The sequence below is a fragment of the Cohnella nanjingensis genome, from assembly GCF_014212125.1.
Classification (GTDB): Bacteria; Bacillota; Bacilli; order Paenibacillales; family Paenibacillaceae; genus Cohnella; species Cohnella nanjingensis.
This window is the reverse complement of record NZ_JACJVP010000020.1, coordinates 1-19,951: the sequence shown is the minus strand read 5'-3', so window position 1 is coordinate 19,951 and position 19,951 is coordinate 1. Positions and strand designations below refer to the sequence as shown.

Annotated in this window: 16 protein-coding genes; 5 read left to right on the top strand and 11 right to left on the bottom strand. The window is 60.9% G+C overall.

Going from position 1 to position 19,951, the window contains the following annotated elements; translation table 11 throughout:
* The first annotated feature begins 114 nt into the window (after nucleotides 1-114).
* Together H7C19_RS11550 and H7C19_RS11545 are read left to right on the top strand one after the other, a co-directional pair.
* Nucleotides 115-1,755 (top strand): response regulator, encoded by a 1,641-nt coding sequence (locus H7C19_RS11550; protein WP_185142798.1) that lies wholly within the window; start codon nucleotides 115-117, stop codon nucleotides 1,753-1,755.
* A gap of 15 nt (nucleotides 1,756-1,770) precedes the next feature.
* Nucleotides 1,771-3,543 (top strand): cache domain-containing sensor histidine kinase, encoded by a 1,773-nt coding sequence (locus H7C19_RS11545; RefSeq protein ID WP_185142797.1) that lies wholly within the window; start codon nucleotides 1,771-1,773, stop codon nucleotides 3,541-3,543.
* Between the two features lie 142 nt (nucleotides 3,544-3,685).
* On the opposite strand, the gene H7C19_RS11540 is transcribed toward H7C19_RS11545, so the two are convergent.
* Nucleotides 3,686-3,988, bottom strand: a complete 303-nt coding sequence (locus H7C19_RS11540) for a type II toxin-antitoxin system HicB family antitoxin (RefSeq protein ID WP_185142796.1) — start codon at nucleotides 3,986-3,988, stop codon at nucleotides 3,686-3,688.
* Between the two features lie 489 nt (nucleotides 3,989-4,477).
* On the opposite strand from H7C19_RS11540, the gene H7C19_RS11535 reads away from it, so the two are divergent.
* Nucleotides 4,478-4,633, top strand: coding sequence for a hypothetical protein (locus tag H7C19_RS11535; protein WP_185142795.1), 156 nt, complete (start codon nucleotides 4,478-4,480; stop codon nucleotides 4,631-4,633).
* Nucleotides 4,634-4,854: 221 nt separating this feature from the next.
* Here the strand turns inward: H7C19_RS11535 and H7C19_RS11530 are convergent, their stop codons facing one another.
* The 3 genes from H7C19_RS11530 to H7C19_RS11525 all read right to left on the bottom strand — a co-directional run bounded on the left by H7C19_RS11530 (nucleotide 4,855) and on the right by H7C19_RS11525 (nucleotide 9,664).
* Nucleotides 4,855-8,949, bottom strand: a complete 4,095-nt coding sequence (locus H7C19_RS11530; protein ID WP_185142794.1) for an S-layer homology domain-containing protein — start codon at nucleotides 8,947-8,949, stop codon at nucleotides 4,855-4,857.
* A gap of 64 nt (nucleotides 8,950-9,013) precedes the next feature.
* Nucleotides 9,014-9,157, bottom strand: coding sequence for a hypothetical protein (locus H7C19_RS34270; protein ID WP_221469198.1), 144 nt, complete (start codon nucleotides 9,155-9,157; stop codon nucleotides 9,014-9,016).
* A gap of 51 nt (nucleotides 9,158-9,208) precedes the next feature.
* Nucleotides 9,209-9,664 carry an S-ribosylhomocysteine lyase gene (locus H7C19_RS11525; protein WP_185142793.1) on the bottom strand — a complete coding sequence of 152 codons (456 nt, stop codon included), beginning with the start codon at nucleotides 9,662-9,664 and terminating at the stop codon, nucleotides 9,209-9,211.
* A 327-nt stretch (nucleotides 9,665-9,991) separates the two neighbouring features.
* On the opposite strand from H7C19_RS11525, the gene H7C19_RS11520 reads away from it, so the two are divergent.
* Nucleotides 9,992-10,720 (top strand): 5'-methylthioadenosine/adenosylhomocysteine nucleosidase, encoded by a 729-nt coding sequence (locus H7C19_RS11520; RefSeq protein ID WP_185142792.1) that lies wholly within the window; start codon nucleotides 9,992-9,994, stop codon nucleotides 10,718-10,720.
* A gap of 149 nt (nucleotides 10,721-10,869) precedes the next feature.
* On the opposite strand, the gene abc-f is transcribed toward H7C19_RS11520, so the two are convergent.
* Both abc-f and pdxR read right to left on the bottom strand, forming a co-directional pair.
* Nucleotides 10,870-12,471, bottom strand: coding sequence for a ribosomal protection-like ABC-F family protein (abc-f, locus tag H7C19_RS11515; protein ID WP_185142791.1), 1,602 nt, complete (start codon nucleotides 12,469-12,471; stop codon nucleotides 10,870-10,872).
* Nucleotides 12,472-12,953: 482 nt separating this feature from the next.
* A complete protein-coding gene (gene pdxR / locus H7C19_RS11510; protein ID WP_185142790.1) occupies nucleotides 12,954-14,471 on the bottom strand; it encodes a MocR-like pyridoxine biosynthesis transcription factor PdxR in 1,518 nt (505 codons plus the stop codon).
* 97 nt (nucleotides 14,472-14,568) lie between these two features.
* Here pdxR and H7C19_RS11505 point away from each other — a divergent pair, with 97 nt between their 5' ends.
* Nucleotides 14,569-15,591 carry a DMT family transporter gene (locus H7C19_RS11505; protein ID WP_313731568.1) on the top strand — a complete coding sequence of 341 codons (1,023 nt, stop codon included), beginning with the start codon at nucleotides 14,569-14,571 and terminating at the stop codon, nucleotides 15,589-15,591.
* Here H7C19_RS11505 and H7C19_RS11500 read toward each other — a convergent pair.
* From H7C19_RS11500 to H7C19_RS11480, 5 genes are all read right to left on the bottom strand, one after another.
* Nucleotides 15,536-16,918, bottom strand: a complete 1,383-nt coding sequence (locus tag H7C19_RS11500; RefSeq protein WP_376775352.1) for a (Fe-S)-binding protein — start codon at nucleotides 16,916-16,918, stop codon at nucleotides 15,536-15,538. The genes H7C19_RS11505 and H7C19_RS11500 overlap by 56 nt on opposite strands.
* Entirely contained in the window at nucleotides 16,911-18,326 is a 1,416-nt protein-coding gene (locus H7C19_RS11495) for an FAD-binding oxidoreductase (RefSeq protein ID WP_185142789.1), read from the bottom strand. The genes H7C19_RS11500 and H7C19_RS11495 overlap by 8 nt, the downstream gene beginning before the upstream one ends.
* Before the next feature lie 186 nt (nucleotides 18,327-18,512).
* Nucleotides 18,513-19,010 carry an NUDIX hydrolase gene (locus H7C19_RS11490; protein ID WP_185142788.1) on the bottom strand — a complete coding sequence of 166 codons (498 nt, stop codon included), beginning with the start codon at nucleotides 19,008-19,010 and terminating at the stop codon, nucleotides 18,513-18,515.
* 151 nt (nucleotides 19,011-19,161) lie between these two features.
* Nucleotides 19,162-19,500: an ArsR/SmtB family transcription factor gene (locus H7C19_RS11485; RefSeq protein ID WP_185142787.1), complete on the bottom strand. Its 339-nt coding sequence runs from the start codon at nucleotides 19,498-19,500 to the stop codon at nucleotides 19,162-19,164.
* A 145-nt stretch (nucleotides 19,501-19,645) separates the two neighbouring features.
* Nucleotides 19,646-19,849, bottom strand: a complete 204-nt coding sequence (locus tag H7C19_RS11480) for a TM2 domain-containing protein (protein ID WP_185142786.1) — start codon at nucleotides 19,847-19,849, stop codon at nucleotides 19,646-19,648.
* Nucleotides 19,850-19,951: the final 102 nt, after the last annotated feature.

Sequence of the window (19,951 nt, the reverse complement as noted above, 5' to 3'; positions counted from 1 at the left end):
TCCGCGACGCTATCCTACGCAAATGTCGAAAAGCCATTGTTGAAATCGGATACAAACTCTACAATGAAACAATCGAATCCGGCTATCCCAAACGTTCGAGGGAGCGTGTGCGGCATGTACAAAATCCTGTTGGTAGACGACGAGAAACTCGAATTGGAAGCGATTGCGCAATACATCCGCTGGGAGGACATGGGTATCGTCGTGGCCGGTACCGCCAAGAACGGGCGCGAGGCGCTCGCGCGCATGGAAGCGTGCAAGCCGGACATCGTCATGACCGACGTCCGGATGCCGATCATGGACGGTCTGGAGTTCGCGCGCAAGGCCAGGCAGCTGAACCGCGGCGTGAAGATCGTCTTCCTGAGCGGACACGACGAATTCCACTACATTAAAGCGGCGCTGAACGCGGAAGCGATGGGCTACCTGCTGAAGCCGATCGACGCCGACGAACTGGCCCAGCTCATGCAGAGGGTCGTCTTGAAGTGCGAGGAAGACAAGCAGCTGTCCGCGTCGGCGGAGGGGCTGAAGGAGAAGCTCGTGCGGTCGCTCGCGGCGGAGAAGTCGGCTGCGGAGCGCAAGAGCTGGGCGCAGCGCATCTCGATGCTTCCCGTCCCGCTGCCCGCCGTCGGCGCCTATGCCGTCGCGTACGTCCGTTTGGACGGACCGCCCGGCGCGGACGCCGCGGCCGCCTGGAACGCCATCGTCAGCCGGCTCTCCGCCGCGAGCTACGGGTGGTCCGCGGACGAGCGGGAATACGGCGCGATCTGCTATCTGCCGACCGAAGACGGCTTCGCGGAGATGGAGCTGGGGTGGCGAGAGACGATCGCGGATACGCGGAGCTTAACCGGCATCGCGGTGACCGTCGGCCTGTCCACGACGGGGCGCTACCTGGAGGAGATGCCGGAGCTCTACGAAGAGGCGAAGCGCGCGAGCGAAGACCGGTTCTATGCCGGAACGGGCACGCTTCTGCGTTATCGGGCGAACGCCGTCGATGACGCGGCGGACCCGATGCTGCAAGCTTCGACGGGCGCGATGTCGGAGGTCGGGGAGGACCCGATGCCTGGAATGGCGGCGGAAGCAGAACCGAGAGCCGCGGCGGATCCGATCCCGCACGCCGCGGCGGTCGCGGATCGGCTGACCCAGGCCGTCTCGCGGCTCCGGCGCGAAGAAGCCGGCGAATTGCTGCGCGGGTGCTTCGCGCCGTTCCGGACGAACCGAACCGAGCGGAGCGCCGTCGTCGCGTTCGCGATGCAGCTGGGCGCCGAGCTGGAGCGGTCGTTTGCTCCGCTGCTCGCGGAGGCGTCGGCGAACGGGCGCGGCGCGGGGCTCGACTGGAAAGAGGTCATGGCCGCCGATACGCTGGACGCCCTGCTGGCGCAGCTCGAAGGGCTGTGCGACCGCCTTATCGGCATGATCGGGGACAAGGACCAGGACCAGCACATGCCGATCGTCCATCGGATCATGGAGCTGATCGACAGCCGCTACCACGAAGCGTTGACGGTCGAAGCGCTCGCGGAGTCCGTCTATTTGACGCCCAACTACGTCCGCACCCTTTTCAAACAGAAGACCGGGGAGACCATCCTCGAGTATATGACCCGCGTCCGGATCAGGCGGGCTTCCGAGCTGCTCCGGGACCGAGCGCTTCGCATTCATGAGGTAGCCCGGGCGGTCGGCTACGAGAACGTCTCTTACTTCTGCTCGCTCTTCCAGCGGCACAAAGGCGTCACGCCGAACGAATACCGCAAAAAACGGCTGTAGCGGAGGAGATGCCGCATGTCCCGACTCGCCTGGCATCACCGACTGACCGATCCGTACCTGAATCTAAGCATGCGGGGGAAGCTGTTCATTCTCTTCCTCTTGGTCTCGATTCTGCCGCTGGTGTTCTTCGTCTACTATTCGTACGTCTCGGTGAAGGATCAGCTAATTCGGCAGACGTATACCAGCATGAGCTTGGCCACCTCGCAGATCAGCAGCAATCTGCAGAACAAGCTGAACAACTACAACAAGATCTCGGCCTCGCTCTACCTGGACGCGACGCTGCAGCAATACCTGATCAGGTCCTACGACGGAAGCTCGGACTACCTGGACGCTTACCGGTATATCGACAACGTCATGAACAACGTAATGACGACCAATCCCGAGGTGAACGGGGTCGTGATCTACTCGACCAATCCGCACATGCCGCTGGACGATACGTTCATCAAGCGGCTGGACGACGCGATCCGCGAGAAGCCGTGGTTCGATCTGGTACAGAAGACGTACGGGAACGTGATCTTCACCATCACGCCGGCCCAGCCCGCGGAACCCCCGCGCAAGGCGACGCCGCCGATGTTCACCCTCGTGCGGTTTCTGAACTACAATAGCCTGAACTTTCCGTACGGCATCTTGACGATCGACGTGAAGGAGTCCGACCTGTACGCGCTCATGGGGAAGGAAGACCAGAACAAGGATATTTTCATCGTCAACGAGAACGGCGTCATCGTCTCTTGCAAGAACAAGGATCTGCTGAACACGCGGCTCGGCGTTCTCCTCCCGGACGACTTCAAGGCGGGCCGCTCGGGCAAGTATCAGAGCCTCTACCAGGGGGAGAAAGTGCTCGTCGTCTACGACACGACTCCGAACGGCTGGAAGACGGTCTCCATCGTCCCGTACAGCGGCTTCACGCAGTCGGCCCGGACCTCCGCCAATCGGATACTGGTCATCGCTTCGTTCTGTATCGCGCTTTGCATCGTGCTGATCTATCTGGTCGCCCGCCTGTCCACGAAGCGGATCGAATCGCTGCTCAAGACGATACGCCGTCTGGAGAGGGAAGACTTCGACCTCGAGATGATCCCGATGGGGCACGACGAGATCGGCCAGATGTCCTTCGCGCTCCGCAAGATGGGCCAGCGGTTCAAGAATCTGATCAATGAGGTGTACAAAAAGGAGATCGCCAAGCAGGAAGCCGACATGAACACGCTTCAGGCGCAGATCAACCCGCATTTCCTGTACAACACGCTCGCCTCGATCTCCGCCCTGGCCATGAAGCACCGGGATCCGAAGATTAAAGACATGGTGGCGCACCTCGCGAAGTTCTACCGAATCTCGCTCAATCAGGGCAAGAGCTTGATCTCCCTGAACGAAGAGCTGAAGCTGACGCGGTATTATCTGTCGATCCAGCAGATCCGCTATGAGGACCTGCTCCACCTGCATTTCCAGATCGACGAATCCGTGCTGGTGCACCACACGATCAAGCTGACGCTGCAGCCGTTCGTGGAGAATTGCATCCACCATGCCGTCTGGGACGACGAACGCGGCCTCAACATCGTCATACGCGCCTACCGGGAGGGCGAAGATATCCTCCTCGACGTCGTGGACGACGGCATGGGCATGACGAGGGAGCGGCTGGAGCGCATCCGCGCGGGCGATGCCGTCGGCTACGGCATCGGCAACGTCGATGGGCGCATCAAGCTCGCGTTCGGCGAAGCCTACGGCGTGTCCTACTACAGCCGGCTCGGCATCGGGACGATGGTCCGCATCCGGCTGCCCGCCGGCGGCGCGATGTAACGGTAAAGCCCAAGAGACGTATTAGGTACGTCTCTTGGTGCTTTCATGGGGTAGCCAGGCAAATGTGGTGAAATCCTGCGAATTCATGAGCTTGGGTGAGGAAACTGAATCATTTCGAGGGAGTTCAAAGCCTTAACAATCTTTACTCATCTGTTGTATCAATCCCATCTCCACTAATCTGGATACGAATTGATGGTGGATGGCGTAGACTTATGTCCCCAGGCTCGGGAATATATTCAGAATTCTTTAGTCTTGATTCAAAGTAAACTTTCTTGACATATTCTATTGATTTTAACATTTCAACAAAAGATGCCCCGAATGCATGACATCCTGGCAGTTCCTCAATGAGACCGAAATAATAACCTGACCGATTATTACTCTCGGGTACATATTCTGCAATGAAGTTGTAACTTCTTGCCATATAATATGCAATATCTTTATTCACACATTCACAACCTTTCCTTCACGATAGCCATACGACATAATTTCGGGTTAATACGAATAGAACCTCTTGTTATTTCAATTATCCTGCCCGTTAGTATGCCAATGTTGTAAAAAAATGAGTTTTCCATCAGTTTCACCATTTATTTCCCATTAACATCCTATACGTAAATTCTAAGGGAATTGTTCCGCTGCCAGTAAGCGTAACGAGGCTGCCGATCAATATCGGCAACCTCGTCCTTGTTGTTTCTTGTGCTATCGTGTCCCGTAAGTTTGACCGTTTGTCTCCAGAAGGAACTTCATTTTTCCTGAACAATTGAACCAATCACCGGTGTCCGGGATTGGTTTCACAGCTTAACCTCTATTCTGCAGTGGTCCTTGCTATAGCGCCATGCAGTACAGCCATTTTCGAATATATCTATGCATAAATTTTCAACTGTTTACTCATCTTACTAAAAGGCTGATTATGTTTGACAAGGGAGGTGAGGGATCGATGAATCAGGATTCAAAGGGTGGTATGCTTAACTCTCGGTCTGTCGAGCAGCAGTTAGATCAACTCGAGGAACAAAACACTTCAAAGGAGAAAAACAAAAAAGGCAGTACGAATGAGATTCAACCGATTACTACGGATGAAGGGTTAACTCAATAGTTATATGCGCACGTTCTATCCGCCACAGCCGGTAGAAGATTAGGATCGCTGGTTATAAATCCTGCGATCCTTTTTCATTACTTCCATTTAAAAAGCTTCCATCCCCACTTTTGTAGTGGTTTTGGAAGCTTTATACGTTTCAAATAGGACTTGCTCCACGCTCTTGAGGTGAAAGGAGTGCGATTACTGAACGCCTGATGAAGAGACGGGCCATCCGTCGGCTACAGGTGCAGCGCCTCCAAGAGCAGCGCAAGCGCCTTGGCGGCTTCACCTCGCGAAACTGGATCCGCCGGGCGGAACGTACCGTCCGGATCGCCCGTCATGATGCCGAGTTTTTGCAACTGCCGGACCGCCGGAGCAGCCCAGGCGGGAATAACCGCCGCATCTGCGAAATCCGAGCCCGGCTCCGCCTCATCGCTCTCAGGAAGCGCCCGGGCGAGCGTCGCCGCGAGCTCTGCCCGCGACATCGCCCGGTTAGGCTGGAAGTAGCGCTTTCCCTGCTCCGTCGAACCGGTCATCCATCCAGCGGCGTCCGCAGCCGCGATTCCCGGCACAGACCAAGCCGCCATGTCCGCAGCATCCGCGAACGCCGCGACGCCGGCATCGGCATCCGTCTTCGCTCCCAGCGCGCTGGTCAGCATACGGGCAAACTGTGCCCGGGTGACGCGTCCGTCCGGACGGAAGCTGCCGTCCTCAAAGCCGTTCAGGCTGCCCAAGCCGATCAGGCGGTCTGCATATGGCGCGGACCAATGGCCCGCGAGATCGGCAAAGGTCTTCGGCTGAACGAAGTAGACGGCATACGGCGTCAGGTGGTTCGTCGCTACGGTGACGGTCCCGTCGCCATTGTCGCTGCCGCCCGCGTAGATCCAACGCTGCTGGCGCTCGTGGTAGTAGTAGACAGCGGCCTTTGTGCCGGCAGGCTTCGCTGCGGCATCGTATCGAAGCGTTAACCGAATCGGAACCGCGAAGACGGATGCGGCAGCATGGGTTAGATCGAATACGGGGCTTCCTAGCGCGCCGGGTTCCGCAGCAGCAGGGCGCTCCCGGTCCTCCAAGATGCGGATCGTCCAAGTCCCCGATCCGGCATAGGCGCCGGACGGTACCTGAACCGCGACCCGATCGCCCAGCGTAGCTTGCCCGCCAGCCGCCCCATCGACGACTTGCTCCGTCCGAAGATCGGATCCGGGCTGCGGCGTCGATGGGGACTGCCCCGGTTGGCCCGGCTGTCCTGATTGACCAGGCTGACCTGGCTGTCCAGGTTGGCTAGGACCTCCCGGACCTCCCGGCTCCTCGGGTTGTCCCGGCTGCCCCGGCTCCCCGGGCTGCCCCGGGCCTCCCGTGGTCACCGCAGTCAGCTTAAACAGCTTGGACGCGGCCGGTTGCAGCGTTAGTGCGAACGCGCCTTCGACCCGAGCGGTCTCTCCCGTCCACAAGTCCGTCCGTTCAAATGCCTGACCGGCGGGCAAGCCTGCGCGGGCGAAGTCCAGCGACTTGTCCGCCGGACCGGTTGCATCGTAGTTGAAGACGGCCATGTAGTAGTCGTCCCCCTCGCGAAGCACGAACGTATCTGCCGCGCCCGCGCCGGTATTGCCTTCGACCGGCCGGAAGGCTTGGCCTTTGACCGCTGCCGCGAGAACCCGTTCGTTGCCGTACAGCTCGGCCATGAATTGCCGCGCCTTCTCGTCGCCGACGTCGTCCGAATCCAGGAATACGGTGCCCGAGATGACGGCCGAGTTCACCCGGCTGCGGGCTTCCTCGAGCGATCCGGCCCGCGCGAGCGCCATGTGGTCGGGATCGGTATAGCGGTAGATCGTTCCGTTCTGCCACCATCCGTAAGTTAATGCGTTTAATTCGTATTCGGACTCGTGGATCGTCCCGAACGTGTCGCAGGCGATCCGTCTGCTGTGCGCGTATTGCGACGGGAAGATCGGCGAGATCGACGCGCTGATGAACATGGAGCCGTCCAACGTCTCGTTGATGTACCGCATCCCCGCGTTGTACGCTTGAATGCCCGTCGTGACGGCGGGGTCGTCGTGCGCGCCCTCGAGCGAGCCGTGCGTCAGGAAGTCCAGCTTGATGAACGTGAAGCCGAGCTGCTTGAACTTGTTCAAGTAACGGTCGATCCGCTGCTTCGTCCCGGGATGGGTAGGATCGAGCGCATAAGCGCCGTCCAGCTTGGGCAGCGGCACGCCGGATTTATCCTTCAGCGCGAGGTCGCCATAGGCGTATCTCCCGTCCGTGCCTTCCACCGACTGGTTCATGTCGCTGCCCCAATAGACGAAAGGCCCCCAATAGATGCCCGCCTGCTGCCCATTGGCTTGGATCGCCGTTACGGCCCGCTTCAGCTGATCGTCGGTCAGATTGTCCCAGTACGAATCGAGATTGATATAGACGGCGCCGTCATTGTTCATCTTCGGGAGATGTTCTTTGAAATAGGCCGAAGTGTCCAACACGTCCTGATAGGTCAGGTCGCTGCCGAAAGCGCCCCAGCTGTTCCAGCCGACGGGCACGCCCTGAGGCAGATCGCGGGCCGGCGCGAGCGGAGGCGCGACGACGGCGTTCGCCTCGCCGTACTGCTCCAGGCCGTCACGGTAATCGGCATACCCGCCCGCGAGGATCAACGGCGAAGCGACGCGCGTACCCGTCAGGCTGCCGTGGGGCAGCGTGTCGTGCGTCACGCCGGAAGAGGCGCCTCCGTAGACGCGGAGCGCGTTCAGCCGGTTGCCGGCGCCTCGCCAGTCGATGCCCGTCTTCCAGGCATCGTGCTCGACCGAGCCGAGGATCAGGCCGATCCGCGAAGCATTGTCATAGACGGCCGTCACTTCATAGCTCGTATCCGACCGATTGACGGTCTGCGCCTTGAAGCGGATCCACGCGTCGTTGTCGAAAGGCACGCTGAGCGCCCGGTTGTCCGTCTCCCTTCCCGTCGTTACGCCGCCGGCGCGGTTCACGACGATCGGCGCCATCTCGTTCGTGCGGATCGGCCGATCGCTCTCGGCCACCAGCCGCGTGAGGAAGTAAGCTTTGCCGTCATAGAATTGATAGATCTGCTTCAGAACGGGCTGACCCGCGCTCTTGTGCGCGAAGACGAGCTGTACGCCGCTGCCGAAACCGTCCTTCAGCGGGAGGGTCTCCGCTTCTGCATATTCGTGCGTTTCATAGCCGGTCGTCGTCACCTCTTGATCGTCGAGCTTCATTTGCCCGTAGGCGCCCGTCACCCGCTGACCTTCTCCCCAAGCGTAATCGGCGTAGCCGGTATCGCTATGATACGTCACGGTGTACTTTCCGTTCTCGACAACGACGCCCGCTTCATGCTTGGCGACCGTAATGGCGCCATAACTGCGGGAATCCAACAATGCGCCGATATCCCCTTCGTCTTCGCCCGGATTCTCGGCCCCGCCGCTCGCCGGCTTCACTTGGATACGGTCCAGGTCGGGCGCGTAGCCGTTGCCGTCGGAGAATAGGATCGTATTGGCCCCTGCCGTCAACGGCAGCGTGAGCTGAACCGTCCCGACGGTATTCCAGTCCGCCGACTTCAGGGTGTCGTAGAATTGCGCCTCCCCGCCGTTCGTGCTGACATACAGCGAGCGCGGATCTCCGGAGATGAAGGATAGGGTAACGAGAAAGTCTCCCGTCTCCGCCGCCGTTACGTTCGTGAAGAGCAGCGAGCTGCCCTGGTAGAGGTTGCCGACCTTTTTCCCGCCGGAACAAGCCGCGCAAGCGGCAATCTCCGCCTTGCCGCCGAGGACGTTGCCTTCCGCCTCCGCCTCGTAGGTCACGCCTGCGGAGCCTTCGCCCCCATCGCCCCCGCCGGGGTTGCCGCCGTCTTTCCTGGCTCCCACGACGATACGGTCGATATCCGGCGCGTACCAGTTATTGTCGTCGATTCGAATCGTATTGTCGCCGGCGCTCAGCGTCAACTCGATCTCGTAGCTGCCTACGTTATCCCAATCTGCCGTCTTCGGAAACGCGACATATTGCTTTTCCCCGCCGTTCGCGCTCACGTTGGCCGAACGGGGATCTCCGGATACGTAATAGACCGTTACGGCGTAGATACCGTCCTCGGGTGCCGTAATTCCGTTGAATTGCAGCGCGCTCCCTTGGTACATGCCGCCGACCTTGCGCGCGCCGGAGCACGCCGCGCAATCTGCGACGGACGCTTTGCCCGACAGCGCGTTAATCTCGGACTCGGCTTCGTAGCTGCGCGATTCCCCGGCTTCCGCATGGACGCGCGGCGCCGGATGCCAGACGAACCCGAGCGCCAAGACGAACGTCAACAGACCTGTCATTCCCCGCTTCATGAATCTTCTCAACATCAATGGCCTCCTCGGCTGTAAGTATACGATCCTCCTCATTATGAAGCGTTTACATATGAGGGGACTACAACCGGATGCTCCGATCCATGCCGCATTCCGCCAATCTTTGCCGCCCGTCCGTTTCGCGCAGCAGCATAAAGACGCGAAGCTTCATTCGCTTCGCGTCTTCCGATTCGCCGCCTACCGCTTCTCGTCCTCCCGGGCGCATCTGCCGGTACGTACCCGACGCTTCACGCCCATCTGGTTCCCGCTTCCCGGCCTAAGCCCGGAACGGGTCGTCGCTGATGCCGGCCCGAAGCACGATCTTGGCGTATTCCTGCGCGCTGAAAAGCGAGTGGTCCTTGTAATTGCCGCATTCGAGCGCGGACACGGCCGGGACGTGATCCGTCTCGACGACTTTGTTCAGCACGTTCGTCAGCGCTGCCGCCACGTCCTTGGGCGCGTGCTCGTCCCAGATGATCATATAGAATCCCGTTCTGCAGCCCATCGGCGAGACGTCGATGATCCCCTTCAATTCGTCGCGCAGATAGGTAGCCAGCAGATGCTCGAGCGTGTGCACGGCAGCCGTAGGCAGCGCGTCCGCATTCGGCTGCAGGAAGCGCAGATCGTATTTCTGAATGACGCTGCCCTTTTCGTTTTTCTCCGTGCCGGCCAGCCGAACATAGGGCGCCTTCACGATCGTATGGTCCAGTTCGAAGCTTTCGACTTTAGCCATCTTTCCCTTCCTCCCATACCCATTTAAAATCAAATTATCACAATCGGAATAATAAGTAAAATACAAACTTTCTATCGTACAAACCATTGACAGATCCTTCTAGCGCCCTGTACAGTGTTTTCATTCCTTAAAACCTCAATTTCAAACACGATTACTAGGTATTAAGCATCCAGGCAAAGGCTACGAGCCGTCGCCGACCATGCCGTGTCGGAGGATGCTTCCGTTCCTCTGCTGCCCGTCGTCGTGACGGCTGACCGGGTATTCGACGCCTTCGCGCCTGGAGAATCATGCCGCATCCCGACGAACCACTACGCGAGGAGCAAACCGATGAGACTAGCGATTATCGCCCCTATGGCCGAAGAAGCGGCCCCCTTCCTCCCTCGACTCGGCCGACTTCGCGAGACGTCCGTCGCGGGCGCGCCGTTCTACGCGGGCGAGCTGGCCGGCCAAGACACGATCCTGCTGCAGTGCGGCATCGGCAAGGCGAACGCCGCCTGGACGACGGCCGTGCTGATTGAGCGGTATCGGCCGGAGCTGATCCTGCATTACGGGGTGGCCGGCGGATTAGATCCTTCTTTAAGCGTCGGCGACGCCGTGATCGCCACGGAGCTCGTCTACAGCGACGTGAACGCCACCGCGTTCGGCTACGCCTACGGCCAAGTGCCGCAGATGCCGGCGCGCTATCCGGTGGAGCCGGCCCTGCTTGCGCTCGCGAAGCGCGCGGCGGCGGAAGCTCCGCTCGAAGGCAGGCTGGTGCACGGCTTAATCACGACGGCCGATTCGTTCGTGAATCAGCCCGAGCTGGCCGCCGCTATTCGCGGGCGCTTCCCCTACGCCCAAGCGACCGACATGGAGGGCGCGGCCATCGCGCAGACCGCTTACCGGTTCGGCGTGCCGTTCCTGGTCGTGCGCGCCCTGTCCGATCTGGCGGGCGTCGAAGCCGCGGATAACTACAAATCCCACGTCGACTTCGCGTCCGAACGCGCGGCGGCCGTCGCGGAGGCGCTGGCGCTCGCGTGGCTGCGCGAAACCGAGGTGCCGGCGAAAGCGCGTTGACGAACGGAAGCTGCGGGCGAATGGATCGTCCCCCGGCGTACCGAACCGTCCGTGCACCTTCCATGCCCGAACGAGCAAAGGAGCCGCGCAGCAAGCGCGGCTCCTTCTCCATTCTCAGGTCTCTCTTTTCCGACTGCGGATGCTTGCTCTCATTTCTTGTTCAGCGCTTGGCGGAGCCGGTTCCGTTCGCCGATCAGCGCCCGGAACGATTCCTCCAACGCTCCCGCCTCCGCGGCCGTCGGCTGCATGCCGAGCTTGCCCATGACCTCCGTCAGCTTCGTCTCCGTCACCATGAGCGCTTCCTCGATCGGCTGACGGCTCCCCGACCGCACCGTTCGTTTAGCCTCTTCGTACGCTTCGTAAGTTCCGGAGAAGGAGACGATGCGGCCGTCCTCGATCGCGAGAATCCGGGTCGCCACGCGGCCGACGAACTGCCGGTCATGCGAGACGAACAGCAGCGTTCCCTCGTATTCCCGGAGCAGCTCCTCCAACGATTCGACGGACTGAAGGTCCAGGAAGGTCGTCGGTTCGTCCATCACCAGCACGTTCATGTCGCTCAGGAGCACTTTGGCGAATGCCACTTTGACCCGTTCTCCGCCGCTTAAGTCCTTCACCCGTTTGAACACGTCGTCCTGCCGGAACAGCAAGCGCGCCAGGACGCTGCGGACGAGCGATTCCGTGTGAACAGACGTCTCGAGGACGTTTTCGATGACCGTTCGTTCCGGGTCCAGCAGATCGAGGTTCTGGCTGAAGTAGCCCAGCTTCGCGTTCGCGCCGACGGAGAAGCCGTCGTCTCCGCGGACCAGCCGCCGAAGGAACGTCGTTTTACCCGCGCCGTTCGGACCGATAAGGGCGACCTTCTCCCCGGCCGAGACGCGCAGCGTTACGTCGGCCCACAACGTTCTGCCGTTCGCCGACGCCTCCGCCCGTTCCACCGCGATCAGCTTCTTGTTGCGGATGAGCGCCGCGTTCGGAATGTCCATCTTGACGGACGGCAGCTCTCTCGGCTTCTCGACGCGTTCCAGCTTCGCAAGCCGGGTCTCGATCGATCGGATCACCCGGTGGACTTCCTTTTGTTTGGTGCCGTGCTCCATCTTATAGAGGCGCGACTCCGACGTCCCCATGCGCGAGGGCGGCTTCATCATCTTGTCCGCCTTGCGCGCCTTGAGGCGAACGGCATGCTCGAGCTGTTTCTTTTTCTCGACGTACGCTTCGTACTTCGCCTGATGCTGTTCCCGCTCTTCCCGCTTGCGCGCGAGATAGTCGGTGTAATTGCCTTTGTAGGCGGTCACGGTCTTGCCCTCGAGCGCCCAGATCCGGCTGCATGTCCGGTCCAGGAACGCCCGATCGTGGGAGACCACGACGACGGCGCCCCGATAGCGGTCGAGCTGCGACTCCAGCTTGGCGATGCGTTCGACGTCCAGATGCATGGTCGGTTCGTCCGCCAGCAGCAGGTCCGCATCCCGGGCGAAAGCTTCGTCGATCGCTTTCCCCGTAGCCTCCCCGCCGCTGAGCGACCCGGCATCCGGCTTCAGCTGCGGCAGCCAATAGCGCGTGGCCCGCGTCTCGATCGTCCCTTCGTCGGGACGTTCGACGCCGGCCAGTATTTTCAGCAGCGTCGTCTTGCCGGCGCCGTTGCGTCCGACGATGCCGATCCGGTCGCGCTCTCCGATCCGGAGCAGCGGGATCGCGAACAGCCGCCGGTCGCCGATAGCTTTCTCCAGCTGGCGGGATTCCAATAAGATCTGCATAAACAAAAACCTCCTGATCCGGGATTCCGGATAGGAGGCAGCGGCAGACGAGAACGCCAAGAGACCGAAACTCCCTGTCAGGAGCCCGTCCCTTGCCCGTTAGATGTCCAAGACCGCATACTGATCCTATCCAGAAAAAACCCGTAAAATCGCGATTTTTTCTTGTCCGTGGATAGGATTAGTTGTTCATCGGCCCTTGGTTCACCCATTTCGTCTAAGATGCTAAGACTTTAACACAGAATACGGATCGTGACAAGGGCTTCCGGCGCTCGTTCGGCTGATCTGCATCGTCCGGCAACGGTTGTCTCCCCTCGACTGCCTGCCTAATCCGCCCCGTAGCCCAGCATTCTGCCCAGCGGCGCCGGCACAGAGAAAACGATGGCCTGCACCATCGCGGCGGCTTGACGAGGCCATATGTGGCACTGCTTGCCGATCGAAGGATTTCAGCTCGGACTCGGATACTTCGTCGAAGGACTGGGTCGTTAAGTCCGGCGTTCGCTCCCGACTTTTTCTGCGCCGGCCCCGCCGAATCCGAAGTTGCTCCCCGCAATCGTCGTCTTACGCATCCTAGTCTCGTCTGAGCCTGGCGGATAGCATTCACCGTTCGTTTTCCCGAGTCGCTCCCGCCCGAGCGCCGCGCCGAGACGGCGGACGCCCTCCCCGATCTCCGTTTCGCCGAGGTGTCCGTAACCCAGCAGCAGCGACCGGTCCGACAGGATGCCCGCATAGACGCCGGCTTCCTCCAGCCTCCGCGCCAGGTCCGCCGGGAACGGCGAATCGAACGCGACGGCCAGATGCAAGCCGACCGCTTGGCCGCAGATGCGGTATCCGCCCGTCCAATGCGCCTGCATCGCTTGGACCAGGCACTGCCGTTTCCTCTGATACAGCTTCTTCATCTTCTGAATGTGCGCGCGCAGGTGTCCTTCCTCCATGAACCGGGTCAGCGCGAGCTGATCGAGGATCGGCGTTTGGAAGTCCGACAGCCGCTTGCGCGCTCTGGCGCCGGCCACGAGCGGCTCCGGCAGCACCATATAACCGATGCGGAGCGCGGGGAACAGCGTCTTGCTGAACGTGCCGATATAGATGACCCGCTCCGGATCGAGGCTCTGGAGGGAATGGACGGGCGGACCGTCGAACCGGAATTCGCTGTCGTAATCGTCCTCGACGATGTAGCCGTCGCCGCGGCGTATGTAAGACACCAGCTCGATTCGCCGCTGAATCGGCAGCACGCCGCCCAGCGGGAACTGATGGGACGGCGTCACATAGACGCACTTCGGATTCAGGCCAGGAGTCAGCCGCCCGGTATCGAGCCCTGCGTCGTCTGCGGGAATCAAAGTGAGCGCCGCGCCCGTAGAGGTTAGGATCGTCTTGAGATCCTCATTGGTCGGATCTTCCAAGAGTACGGCGTCTCCCTCGGTCAGCAGCAGCCGGGAGATCAGATCCAGCGCCTGAACCGCCCCGTTCGTCACGATGATCTGTTCCGGACGGCAGACCGCGCCTCGGGTCCGCCAGAGATGATCCGCCAGCGCGCGCCGCAGGGCGGGCCATCCCGCCGAATCGCCATAGCCGAGATCCGCCGGGGCCGCGTCCGCCGCGGCGCGCTGAAGCGAAGCCCCCCACTGGCGCAGCGGAAAGCGGTCCACCGCGGGCAGTCCCGTCCGGAAGGAGATCCCTTCGTCTTCGGCCCGCCAACCGACAGCCGGATCGTCGGGGCGCTTGGCGTCAGACGCTGCCGGCGTCTCCGCGAAGCCCGTCATGCATGCGCCCTCCGCGACATACGTTCCCGCCCCCGGACGCCCCTGGATATACCCTTCGGCCAGCAACTGTTCGTATGCCTCCAATATGACGTTGCGCGAGATATCGAGCTCTCCGGCAAGCTCACGCGTCGAGGGAAGCTTGGTTCCGGCCGGCAGCCGGCCGCTCAGAATCGCGCCGCGATAGGCTTCGAACACTTGACGGAACATCGGCATCGGATCATGCCGATCGATGGAAAACCACATTCGGATCGCTTCTCCTCCCAAATGGTACTGTCAAAATCGCTGGAAATCGGCACTTCTGCCAACCAGCTGATCTTGCTACAGTATACCTCATCCCCTTGTGAAGGAGTTGCCCGAATTGCTGCAATCGCGCAAGCTCGCCTATGCCGAGCTGACCCTCGCCGCCATCATCATCGGCAGTTCCGTCGTCGTCGGCAAGATGACGACGATGCAGATGCCCGTTTTTTTCTCCCAAGCGGCCTCCCTCGCGGTCGCGCTCCTTGCGCTCGTCCCGATCCTGGTCTTCCGCCGCGACGTCATCTTCAAGGTCGGCAAGAAAGACTTGCTCCTCCTGATCGTGCAAGCCTTCCTCGGCATGTTCATGTTCCGCGTCTTCATGCTGTACGGCCTGCGGGCGGTGCCCGCCGCCGAAGCCGGAATCGTCACCAGCCTCACGCCGGCCGTCGTCGTGCTGTTCTCGTTTTTCCTGCTCAAGGAACGGATGAGCCGGCGTCTTGCGATCGGCGTCCTCTGTTCGCTGCTGGGCGTCGTCAGCATCCGGGCGCCGGAATGGCTGGCTGCCGGTCCTTCTACTTCGACTCCAGCCTCCTATCTCGGACTTCTGCTCGTGTTCGGGGCCGTATGCGGCGAAGCCATGTTGATCATTCTGCGAAAAATGACGGCCAGCCATGTGTCTTCCTTGGTAGGCACCGCCTACGTGACCTTCTTCTCGTTCCTGATGTTCCTCCCGTTCTCGTTCGTCGAGCTCCGCCGATTCGATGTCGCCCGGGTCGATGCGCAAGGCTGGGGCATGCTGCTGTATTACGGCCTGTTCATCACTCTACTGGCTTATGTGCTCTGGTTCCGCGGCGTCTCGAAGGTTCCGGCGGGGACGGCTGCGGTCTATTCGAGCTATACGCCCGTCAGCACGCTGCTGTTGTCCTATGCCATCCTCCGCGAGCCCTTCTCCTGGGCCCACGTCATCGGATGCGGCTTCGTCCTCCTCGGCGTCGTACAAGTCTCGCGGAACCAAGCCGGGAGCGGCAGACGGGAGAAAGCCCCCCGCCGAAGGCGCGAGGGGCGTTCGCTCACGGATCCGAACGATCCGCCATCCGTTCATACAAGAAGTCGACGACGTGTTTGACCTCCATCGCCTCGGGATCTCCGTGCTTCAGGACGCCAAGCTTCATCTGGAGCAGACAGCCGGGATTGCTGGTCAGCAGGTAACGGGCGCCGGTGCGGTTCGCGTGAACCATCTTGTGATCCAGAATCTGGCCGGCCATCTCCGGTTGGGTGACGTTGTAGATGCCCGCCGAGCCGCAGCACCGATCCGCCTCGTGCATCTCGGTGAAAGTCGCATTCGCGACCTGCTTCATCAGCTGTCGCGGCGCGTTCGAGCTCTTCATGACGTTGCGCAGATGGCAGGAGTCTTGATAGGTGATCGTCACCGGCTCGGAGCCGGACGCGGCGGCTTCGTCGAAAGCGGGAATCCGGCCGCGCGCGACGAGGAGCTGGCTGACGTCGACGACGCGGGCGGCGAACTTCGCGGCCAGCTCGCGGTATTCGGCGTCCTCGTGCAGCAGATGGTCGTATTCGACCAGCAGCGCGCCGCAGCCGCCCGCGTTCGAGACGACGTACTCGACGCCGGCCTCCTCGAACGCCTTCAGATTCGCGCGCGCCAGCTCCCGTGCCTGGTCCATCTCGCCGCTGTGCGCATGCAGCGCTCCGCAGCAGACTTGCGCGGTCGGGATGACGACCTCAAAGCCCGCTTCGGACAGCAGCTTCACCGTGTTCACGTTCGTCTCGGCGAACAGCACGTCCATGATGCAGCCCCTGAATAGGGCGACGCGCGCGATCTTCGCGCCCTTGGCCGGATAGAAGGTGCCGATCCGCTCGACGACGCCTTGGCCGGACGCCTCCGGCAGAATCTGCTCCATCTCGCGCATCGCCTTCGGCAGCAGGCGCATCAACCCGCTGCCCCGGACGACGTGGCGCAGGCCCGACTTCTGATAGAGGGCGAGTCCCTTCCCCATCCACTTCAGCCTGCCGCGGTGCGGGAAGACGCCCTTGAAGAAGAGCTTCCGGATCCCCGCGACCGGCAGGCCGTGATCGGCATGGTCTTCGATGGCATCCCTGGCCTGCTCGATCAGCTGTCCGTATTTGACGTCGGCCGGACATGCCGGCTCGCAGGCGCGGCAGCCCAGACAGTGATTCATCTGGTCCGCGAACGCCTGATCCGGATCCATGACGCCGTCGGCCACGGCCTTCATCAGGGCGATGCGCCCGCGCGGCGATTCCGGCTCCAGCCCCGTCTCCCGAAAGGTGGGGCAGGCCGGCAGACAGAAACCGCAGCGCATGCAGTTCGTCAGCTGATCGTAATCGAGCTTGGCGAGCAGCGTCTTGGACAGCGGATTGACGTGATCGATGGCCGGCTTGTTCTGGATCGGGGACGTTTCGCTCGCATTAGCCACGTTCGATCACCACCCTTTTTCTCGTCTCCTTGGCGAACATCTTGCCCGGATTCAGCAGATTGTCCGGGTCGAAGGCGCGCTTGATTCCTCTCATCACTTCGATGCCCGCCGAGCCGACCTTCCATTCGAGGAACGGCGCCTTGACCAGGCCTACGCCATGCTCGCCCGTGATCGTCCCGCCCAGCGCGATCGCCGCTTCGAAGATCTCCTCGAACGCCTGCTCGACGCGATGCACCTCGTCCGCGTCCCGCGCGTCCGTCGTCGCGGTCGGGTGAAGGTTGCCGTCTCCGGCGTGGCCGAACGTGGCGATCGACACGCCGTACTTGCGGGCGATCTCGTCGATGCGCAGCACCATGTCCGCGATCCGCGAGCGCGGGACCGTCGCGTCCTCCAGGATCGTCGTCGGCCGCAGCCGCGCGAGCGCCGTGAACGCGCTGCGCCGCGCCGTCAGCAGCTTCTCCGCCTGCTCGCGGCTCTCCGCGACTTCGATCCGGTCCGCCCGTTCGAACTCGCAGATCTCGCGTATCCGCGCGATATCGCGTTCGACCGTCTCCGCGTCGCCGTCCTGCTCGATCAGCAGGATGGCCGCCATGTCGCGCGGCAGGCCGAGCCCGGCGAAGTCGTCGACGACGCGAATCGTCGGGTTGTCCATGATCTCCAGCGTCGCGGGGATGATCTTGTTCTCGATGATGCGGGAGACGGTCCGCGCCGCACCGTACAGATCCTTGTACATCGCGAGCATCGTCTTCTTGCTGGCGGGCGGCGGCACCAGCTTCAAGGTCGCCTCCGTCACGATGGCGAGCGTCCCTTCCGAGCCGACCAGCAGCTTCGTCAGGTCGTAGCCCGCGACGTCCTTCATCAGCTTGCCGCCGGTGCGGATGATCTCGCCGTTCGCCAGCACCGCCTCCAGGCCGATGACATAGTCTTTGGTCGTGCCGTACTTCAGGCCGCGCAGCCCGCCCGAGCATTCCGCGATATTGCCGCCGATCGTCGAGATCTTCATGCTGCTCGGGTCCGGCGGATAGAAGAGGCCTAGCGCTTCGATATGCGCGATGAAGCTCGCCGTGATGAGGCCAGGCTGCACGGTCGCCGTCAGATTCTCCAGATCGACTTCCAGAATCCGGTTCATGCGGTGCATGACCATCACGACGCCCCCTTGCACGGGCACCGTGCCGCCGCACAGATTGGACCCGGATCCGCGGGAGACGACGGGCACCCGATGGGCGGCCAGCGCGGTCATGATCCGCGAGACTTGCTCCGTCGTCTCCGGATAGATCACGCCGTCAGGCAGCGCCTGCAGCATCGGCGTCCCGTCGTACGAATGGGCCACCCGCGCCTCCTGGTCGTCCCGAAAATGCTTGTCTCCGACAATGCTCCGCAGCTGTCGGGTCAACGCCGCATCCAACATCGCTTTTTCCTCGCTCTCGAATTAGTCAGGTCATCTGATGACTTTGGGTAAAGTATAGGCGATGATTGACGCTTTGTACAGATGATCTTGCGCGCAAATGCGCTTTTTGGGTTCCGACAGCCCATCCGAAGTCGCGCAACGCCTTTCCTTTCCGCGAAAAACGATCGGAAGCCGGGAGTCCTGCTGCTAGAATGGCGCGAATTGACTTAAGGCATTGTCGAGCATTTCTTGGTGGAGCGCATTCCAGCCTTCATAGTAGGAAGAGACGTCCTGAGGAGGAACGAACATTCGCCGGGAGGATTCATATTGCGCTTCGAAGGGAAGCAGGCGAAGAATCTTCATGCCGTAGAAAACTTGGTAACCGACCAGTGGATAGGGACCGCTCTCGTTCCATAACGGATTGTCGCTGTGGTCGACCGTGACCGCTCCGAGCAGCTCGCTGTTCCCTTCGACATATCCTTCCTCCAGCGCTTCCCGCCGGAAGCATTGTTCGGGGGATTCCTCCGGCTCGATATGCCCGCCCGGAATATCCCATCCGCGATGGTTTAAATCCACCAGCAGCAGCTCGGAACCCCGAAAGCAGAAACCGTGCACGCTGGTAATCAGCGCTCTCTGCGGCATGAGATGGCGATTCCAAGTCAGCTTGACCTTCGATTCGCCCCAATTCACGTAGATACTCGTCATCCAGCTCTCTCCCATCCCGGCAGTATGGATATGCCGATCGCATATGGAAATACGGGATCCGTCTACGGTTCCCGCGAGTCGAAGCGCTATCGCGCGACGCCGCGGACCGGATCGACCGGAACTAAAGGGGACCGATGAAGGTCCCCTTCGCTCATTCTTGACTCTCCGCCTTATCCGATTGCCCTTGCAGCTCCTGAAGATAGCGATCCAGTTGATCGAACCTCTCTTCCCAGATCCGGCGGAACGATTGCAGCCAATCGTCCAGCTCGTTGAAGGGCTGCGGCCGAAGCTTGTATATCCGCATCTGAGCGATCGGCTTCACCTCGACGAGACCGGCATCGCTGAGTACCCGCAGATGTTTGGACACTTGCGGTTGATGAAGCTGCAGCCGATCGGCGATCTCTCCCACCGGACGGGGACCGTCTCGCAGAAGCTCGACGATGTGCAGGCGGTTGGGCTCGGCAAGCGCGCTTAGCGTCGTCGTGTTCATGGTTGAATCTACTCCATTCGCAGGCTTGATAAACGATACGTCCAGAATTGCTTAAACTCCATTATAACATGAGGAGCGTGCGAATGGCTTCAATCAACTGCGGAGGGAGCGACGACCTCGTCTCGCTTCGTTAGGAACGGTGGTTCTAACCGGCATACCGCTCGTTAAATTCCGGATCGCTCATGGTGAGATACAATACCCCTTCGATGATACCGACGATGCTCGGGATTCCCGTCCAACAGAAAAGCAGGTAGAGAACGCCCATCTTGATCCGGCCCAGATAAAATTTGTGGACCCCCAATCCTCCAAGTACGATGCCGAAGACGCCGGCTGCGATTTTGTTTTTCATGTCATCGTCACTCCTTTTCGCATATTCGGGGTTTTTGAACTGACTGGTCAGTGCATATTTGGCAAAAACATTTGTCAGACCTCCAGACTTCCAGACTTCCAG

What these genes read in the sequence shown, in the direction of transcription:
- H7C19_RS11550 (WP_185142798.1), top strand. Translation starts at nt 115, where the DNA reads ATGTACAAAATCCTGTTGGTAGACGACGAGAAACTCGAATTGGAAGCG.
- H7C19_RS11545 (WP_185142797.1), top strand. Translation starts at nt 1,771, where the DNA reads ATGTCCCGACTCGCCTGGCATCACCGACTGACCGATCCGTACCTGAAT.
- H7C19_RS11535 (WP_185142795.1), top strand. Translation starts at nt 4,478, where the DNA reads ATGAATCAGGATTCAAAGGGTGGTATGCTTAACTCTCGGTCTGTCGAG.
- H7C19_RS11530 (WP_185142794.1), bottom strand. Translation starts at nt 8,949, where the DNA reads ATGTTGAGAAGATTCATGAAGCGGGGAATGACAGGTCTGTTGACGTTC.
- H7C19_RS34270 (WP_221469198.1), bottom strand. Translation starts at nt 9,157, where the DNA reads ATGCGCCCGGGAGGACGAGAAGCGGTAGGCGGCGAATCGGAAGACGCG.
- H7C19_RS11525 (WP_185142793.1), bottom strand. Translation starts at nt 9,664, where the DNA reads ATGGCTAAAGTCGAAAGCTTCGAACTGGACCATACGATCGTGAAGGCG.
- H7C19_RS11520 (WP_185142792.1), top strand. Translation starts at nt 9,992, where the DNA reads ATGAGACTAGCGATTATCGCCCCTATGGCCGAAGAAGCGGCCCCCTTC.
- abc-f (WP_185142791.1), bottom strand. Translation starts at nt 12,471, where the DNA reads ATGCAGATCTTATTGGAATCCCGCCAGCTGGAGAAAGCTATCGGCGAC.
- pdxR (WP_185142790.1), bottom strand. Translation starts at nt 14,471, where the DNA reads ATGTGGTTTTCCATCGATCGGCATGATCCGATGCCGATGTTCCGTCAA.
- H7C19_RS11495 (WP_185142789.1), bottom strand. Translation starts at nt 18,326, where the DNA reads ATGTTGGATGCGGCGTTGACCCGACAGCTGCGGAGCATTGTCGGAGAC.
- H7C19_RS11490 (WP_185142788.1), bottom strand. Translation starts at nt 19,010, where the DNA reads ATGACGAGTATCTACGTGAATTGGGGCGAATCGAAGGTCAAGCTGACT.
- H7C19_RS11485 (WP_185142787.1), bottom strand. Translation starts at nt 19,500, where the DNA reads ATGAACACGACGACGCTAAGCGCGCTTGCCGAGCCCAACCGCCTGCAC.
- H7C19_RS11480 (WP_185142786.1), bottom strand. Translation starts at nt 19,849, where the DNA reads ATGAAAAACAAAATCGCAGCCGGCGTCTTCGGCATCGTACTTGGAGGA.